The organism is Rhizobium sp. ERR 1071, assembly GCF_007828675.1.
In the GTDB taxonomy this organism is placed as follows: domain Bacteria; phylum Pseudomonadota; class Alphaproteobacteria; order Rhizobiales; family Rhizobiaceae; genus Rhizobium; species Rhizobium dioscoreae.
This window is the reverse complement of the sequence record NZ_VITM01000022.1, coordinates 22,034-28,033: the sequence shown is the minus strand read 5'-3', so window position 1 is coordinate 28,033 and position 6,000 is coordinate 22,034. Positions and strand designations below refer to the sequence as shown.

7 protein-coding genes and 1 pseudogene are annotated in these 6,000 nt (G+C 56.2%); 2 read left to right on the top strand and 6 right to left on the bottom strand.

The genetic code is table 11. The annotated features are described in order from the left end of the window. Positions 1–291 precede the first annotated feature (291 nt). A complete protein-coding gene (locus FBZ99_RS32570; protein WP_145637304.1) occupies positions 292–573 on the top strand; it encodes a hypothetical protein in 282 nt (93 codons plus the stop codon). A 145-nt stretch (positions 574–718) separates the two neighbouring features. On the opposite strand, the gene FBZ99_RS32565 is transcribed toward FBZ99_RS32570, so the two are convergent. From FBZ99_RS32565 to FBZ99_RS32545, 5 genes and pseudogenes are all read right to left on the bottom strand, one after another. Further along, entirely contained in the window at positions 719–922 is a 204-nt protein-coding gene (locus FBZ99_RS32565) for a CsbD family protein (protein ID WP_145637301.1), read from the bottom strand. A gap of 286 nt (positions 923–1,208) precedes the next feature. Then, entirely contained in the window at positions 1,209–1,649 is a 441-nt protein-coding gene (locus FBZ99_RS32560) for a response regulator (protein ID WP_145637298.1), read from the bottom strand. Positions 1,650–1,961: 312 nt separating this feature from the next. Then, positions 1,962–3,232 (bottom strand): annotated as a pseudogene (locus tag FBZ99_RS32555) (cation:proton antiporter). A gap of 157 nt (positions 3,233–3,389) precedes the next feature. Further along, entirely contained in the window at positions 3,390–4,124 is a 735-nt protein-coding gene (locus tag FBZ99_RS32550; protein WP_145637295.1) for a DUF4396 domain-containing protein, read from the bottom strand. A gap of 134 nt (positions 4,125–4,258) precedes the next feature. Next, positions 4,259–4,885 carry a DUF4336 domain-containing protein gene (locus FBZ99_RS32545; protein WP_145637292.1) on the bottom strand — a complete coding sequence of 209 codons (627 nt, stop codon included), beginning with the start codon at positions 4,883–4,885 and terminating at the stop codon, positions 4,259–4,261. A 2-nt stretch (positions 4,886–4,887) separates the two neighbouring features. Between FBZ99_RS32545 and FBZ99_RS32540 the strand changes: the two genes are divergently transcribed. After that, positions 4,888–5,400: an autotransporter domain-containing protein gene (locus FBZ99_RS32540; protein ID WP_145637289.1), complete on the top strand. Its 513-nt coding sequence runs from the start codon at positions 4,888–4,890 to the stop codon at positions 5,398–5,400. A gap of 288 nt (positions 5,401–5,688) precedes the next feature. On the opposite strand, the gene FBZ99_RS33315 is transcribed toward FBZ99_RS32540, so the two are convergent. Continuing rightward, a complete protein-coding gene (locus tag FBZ99_RS33315) occupies positions 5,689–5,859 on the bottom strand; it encodes a hypothetical protein (RefSeq protein ID WP_186450382.1) in 171 nt (56 codons plus the stop codon). Positions 5,860–6,000: the final 141 nt, after the last annotated feature.

Genomic DNA, 6,000 nt, shown 5'->3' with positions numbered 1-6,000 from the left:
GCACGCCCGGCAGCCCGGACTCCAGGGAGCGGGCCGTCATGAAGGCGCGCGAGATTTATGAGCCGGATCGGCTTATTGATCGGTTGAAGGTGAAGTCTCGGAATTTTCAGTAGGGGACCAAAGTCCCCGCCATGGAAGGACTTAGGCCTTAGATCTCTGCTTGCTTATAGGAAAGGGTGGACTCCCCATTCTTACAGCGTAAGATGAAGCATCGTCGCCAACCGAGTAAGTAGGCGGTGGCGACTGAGGGCTTATACGTGCTCCCGCCTGCAAGACGGACGGAGTGGTATTATGCCCTTTCGGAAATACGTATCTATTCCAAACGATCCCGGTTTTCGCGAAGCTTTGATACTTTGGGCTCGCAAATTTACCACATCCGACATCGCAGCAAGGCGTGCCGCCCAGCGGACGATTGATGTCTTGTGCGACAACCCCAACCTCCTCGACGGACGCGACATAAACGAAGCAATTTTCAAGCTTTTGCGTCTGCACGCATTCGATGAAATCGAATTTTCGCCCGAGCAAGGCATACGGGGTGACGGCGTCGTGTCCGAGAATGAGCCGATGTGCTGAAGTGAACGGGCCGTTGCCCAGCAGCAATAGCCCTGCCTCGGGGTCCGAGGGCAGATGCGATCGTATCGCCAGTTGGCAAAGACTTTTCGAATTTGCTCTAAAGGGCTTTATCTGAGGCCATTGCCAGACCGGTGCGTTCCACTTTTTACCAGCTCTGACGGCCATACCAATCGTCAACGTCGGACTTTGCGCGGTCCTTCGCGAGGCCATACCGCTCCTGGATCTTGCCTTCGAGCTGATCCCGCTTGCCGGCGATTTGATCAAGGTCATCGTCGGTAAGCTTACCCCACTGCTCCTTGATCTTGCCTTTAACCTGCTTCCAGTTGCCTTCGACGCGATTCCAATCCATAGCAATTTCTCCTTTTCGGGTTACCAAGGATCAATGCTCAAAGATGCGAATTGTTCAGTTCAAGGTGACGTCGCTGCGGCGCGTCGTATCTTCAGAACTGATTTTCGAATGTCTCTGCGTCGTCTTCAGCGAACAGTCAGGCGACTTTCGACAGGCGGGATTGAATTCTTGGGATCCATGAACAAGCCCGCCGTTGGCGTGCCCAACGCGACTGCACGGAACCCCAATTCCTTGATGAGAAAAGCTTGAGCGCCCTGAGCTGGTCCCGGTCCTTAATCCTAGCAACCTATTGGCCAACCCTGCTCGTGGCGGCATCGTTAAGAAGAGTGGTCAATGCCGTGACGAGCTGGGCATGGACAAAAGGCTTCTGAAGCAAAACGCTATTAGGGACGCCCTGGGCTGCCCAGTCTTGGGCGCTGTCGCCAGTCATATAGATCACCGGCATGAGTGGCTGTAATTCCCGAGCTCGCCGCGCCAAATCCCAACCGTCCGTCTCTCCTGGCATCCTGATATCGGTTATCACAGCGCAAAAGCGGGCTGAGTCCTCCTCCAAGGCAAGGATAGCCTCGTCCGCATTCGATAGCGCGAAATGCTCGAAGCCCGCATCCCTCACGACATCTTCGATATCTGCTTTGATAAGGAATTCATCTTCAGCGATAAGAACAAGCAGCTGACGCCCGTCTCCGCTGATGACTTTCTGAGACTTCTCGGCGGAATCATCGACCATGAGCGTGTCCCGCACATGCAGGCGGGAGCTTTCAGCCCTCAGCCGCCAGCGCCTACGGATTCATCTGCTGGCGATGAGAAAAGGATAGCGCATTGCCGTGATATGTCCATCCTCACGCGATCGCCAGTAAGCAGCGGGCGGTTCCCAATTCCGATTACGCCGGATTGGATGCCTAAGTCGTTGATAATGTGGGGTGCGATACAAAAACAACGGTTCGCATCCCTTCAAGAGCATAATAATGCTCGTTGACTTTAGAGCGGTAGAGGCTTCAGCTCCTCGAGGAGGGATATCGCCGCTACTCGGAATGGTCCATTACGACCTGGAGGGCCTCCTTGGTTGCTCTGTTAGGACACGCTCAGCAACCCGCCTCAAAGTCAATCCTTGGAGAAGAATGCTGAACACGACAACAAAATATGTCGCCGAGAGCAGTACGGGCTTCCACTCAGTTTCGGGAAGCGACAAGGCAAGGGCAATCGAGATGCCGCCCCTCAATCCGCCCCATACGAGAACGGAAATAGTGCCCCGGTGAAATGCGTACCAGTTGCGTAGGACCAAAACCGCCGACGCTGTCGCCAAGAACCTCGCGCCCACCGCGATGGGAATGGCCGCAAGAGAGATCGGCAGGAAGTTTACATCGAACCTTAGCGCGAGAACCTCAAGACCAATGAGCAGGAATAGGATCGAGTTCAAGATCTGGTCGACGAGCGTCCAGAAGCCGAACAGATAGCGCTGTGTGAGGTCGCTCAAGGCATCCTTCGGGCCGCGGTTACCAACAAAAATTCCGGCCACCACGACAGCGATGGGTCCACTCGCATGAAGCGCCGAGGCCAACGAGTAGCAACCATTGCCAATGCGATCGAAATCAGCACCTCGACCGGATAGTCGTCGATGGTACGCATCGCCAGATAGGCTAGATAGCCGCAGATGAGTCCCAGCACCGCGCCGCCTACGGCTTCTAGAAGGAACAGCTCTCCTATCTCCGTCACGCCGACTTGGCCGGCATTGGTTGCCGATGCGACGGCAAGGAGGGCGGTGAACAGGACCACCCCGATGCCATCATTGAACAAGGATTCTCCCGAAAGGTCGGTTTCGAGCTGCGAGGGCACGCTGATCGTCCTCAGGGTCGCCAGGACGGCTACTGGGTCCGTAGGGCTTATAAGCGCGCCGAACACCAGAGCCCACGCCAGCGGCAGTTCTATCTCGAGCAACTGAGCGCAGGCGCACATAGCGAGGCCGATGAGGGCCGTCGACAGGATCGTTCCGACCACCGCCATTGCTCCGACAACCGCGATGCGCGCACGGAGCGCCGAAAAATCTACATGCAGTGAGCCGGCGAACAGGAGGAAAGCCAGCATGCCGTTCATGACGGTGGTCTGGAAATCAATGCGTTTCACCAGATCTGCGAGTTGTCCATAGAGGGCGGCGTCAGGAACCATAAGTTCGATCACGATGAGAAGCGCCGACGATACCAGTCCCATTGCCAGAATCCCGATTGATGGCGGAAGCTGCAGGAAGCGCTGGTTCGCCCACGAGAAGACAGCGGTAAGTGAAAGAAGAAGGGCGATGAGATCGAAGACTGACAAGAGCTTCCTCGGCAATAACTGCGATGTTGATCAAGGAGGCTGCAAAGGGTACCGGTTCCCTCAATCGAGCTAAACACAACGATTTCTCGATCGCCCACATTTGAGGCGGTGACTGCGGTTACCCGACAGCGGAAAGCCTATACCGCTATCACTGCACTCACATCTTCTCTTTGACTCCGATTGATATAAGATACCAGTTAACTGGATAGCTTGTCGCAAAACCGCAGATCATGGCAATCTGCATGGCAAACCAGAACTCCAAGCTGTTGACCTCGGCTTTCATCCCGAAGACTGTCGGAAAGACAAGGAGCTGCAAGATGGCCATCGCGCCATACATGCCCACCTGCCAGGCAATGAGCGAAAGCGTGTCCGCTTTCAAGGCCGCCTTTAAGCCTTCGCCAAGCGGAAGCCCGCGCATGGGGGCGATTGCGAAATATTGAAACACGACGCCGAGAACGAAGGCAAAGATAAAGTCGAGAATCCACACCGCGAACATCTTTTCACGAAATAGCGTGTGCCATCCGAGGGCGACCGCGATCACCGGCATCGTAAAAGCCAACCATTCGGCGATAATATCGCCGATCATGCAGCCGCTTCCACAGTGCAAGGCTCCCTTTCCGACCATGACAGGGAAGGGGGTTTCGGTCTTGCCTGGCATCTCCTCCCCTCGGCCCTCGGCTTCCTTCATGGCGACGTGGCTGCCCAAACGGCCGTAGGCGAAATAGGCAAGGAGCAGCGGTATCGTTCCGAACAGGGCGGTGACCGGCCAAACGACATTCATGATCCCCATGTGTTGCGGATGTCGCAGAATATCAACGAATATGACTATCGCAGAAAGGAAGCCGAGGCAGATGGCAAGAGCGGCAAGGATATGAAACCAGTTTGGAAACATGCGTAGGATCCCCGCGGCAGGCTGAGGTACTGGAGACGACCGCCATTACAAGAAACTAGTGCGCCAACCATCCTGAACGCCCGAGGTTCCACAGAAGATGGAAAAGGACCGGTTTCAAGCATCTGTGATCGCTACTATCGAAGCAACCAAGCGAAGGCGCGGTGCAGCTCGCGCGCACCATCACTCTTGTACCAGCGGCCGTGGGCCAGGATTATGCGCTCCGGATTCCACTCGATCATCTGTTCAACAGCTGCTTTAAGATCCCCACTTAGAAACGTCATTTTCATGTCCCGTGGCATGCTTCCATGCGGATCCTGGACACCACCGAGCCATGTGAGAAAGCGCATGAGGCGTCCGTTCAGACGAGAGGATTCAAAATTCTCGATGAGGTCAGTCAGCACTAATGTGCGGCTCTCAGAATGGAAAAACTCGAACTCAGTCATGTAGCTTCCTTCTACCGGCAAAGTCGCAAGTTCGTCATCCCACGGATAGCCGCTCTTGCCCGACAAGGCATGAGCGGCAAAGTTGATTCGACCCTTCGATTGTTCGCGGATGTGCGGCGCAAGATAAATGTCTGAGCCGGGATAGGCATCTTTCCAATCGGGGATCCACCAATAGTGGATTCGGTTCGGTCCTACGATCCAACGCGGAGAGCCCAATTTCTGAAGCTGTCGCTCTAAAGTGGGCGAGAATGTAGTCGGCGAATGAACGAAAAGGCCGCCGGCAAGTCTGATCACGGTCGTTCGCGTCGGGAACGACATTCTTGGCCATTTCCCTCTATGGTGCCGGAATCTCGACCCATGCGACCGGATACATTGCGTCGCTCGAGGCGGGCTACCCAATCCGCTTCGGACAAGGCAATGGCGGGCTAATCGAGCCACAAGCGCAAATAATGTACCAGGATCTGTCGGTGGATCGGTCTCGAGACCAGTATTCGAGTGTGGACTGGAGTGCGGGTACGGCCTTCACCGGAAGGCTTGGGGCGCGGCTGCAATACACAGAGCGCGACGAAGCAGGGACGCTGTGGCAATCCTATGCGCGCATTAACTTCTGGCATACCTTCTCCGGCAATGACAGCACGCTCTTCGGGCAATCCTCGGCAGCCATCGAGACCCGCTTCGGTGACACGGCGCTGGAGGTCGCGGGCGGCCTGACAGCGCGCGTGAGTCAGAATGTGAGCTTCCATGGCCAAGCCAGCCATCGCTGGTCGCTCGATAATAGCCGAAGCCAAGAGACCGCAACCGCCGGTACCGTCGGCATCCGAGTCAACTGGTGACTGTCGAAAGCCCGCACTCCGTATATCGTCAACAACGCATTCATGCCACTGATACTATATTCTATACACGTCAGGGCGTCATCCTTTGCCAGGCGGGCTGAGGCGTCCTTTAGGACGTCGCGGTAGCGGCTCTCGATCTGAACGGCGCCGATATGCCCCTTTGCCGGCCGGCTGGCCCGCGGGGCCGCACCCGGCTCGTATTTCTTCGATACGTGATCCATTTTACTTTCCGATTTGATTATTTAAGAGCTGCCACGCACTGGACACCTGTCCTTGCCGGAGCGGCGTTCACTTCCGTGACGCCTCCGCCGCCGCAAGCCTCAGCTTGCGCAACCGTTCCGTCTTCTCCTCGCGGCGTCGGCGTTCTTCGTCTGCTGCCTCTTGCGCGATCGCGTTCGTGCGCTCGACCGCGGCCGCGCGCTGGCCGACGGTCAAGGTTCGTCTGATCCTTGAAACCATGATATCCGTCTATGTGAGTGGTTCCGGATATGTAGTGATGGACGCCGGAGTTTCCAACGCATGGCTGCCCTTCGCGGCACGCGCGGATCGGCCCATTGAACCATCCGACTTCCGTCATCATGTAATGATCACACACCGTAT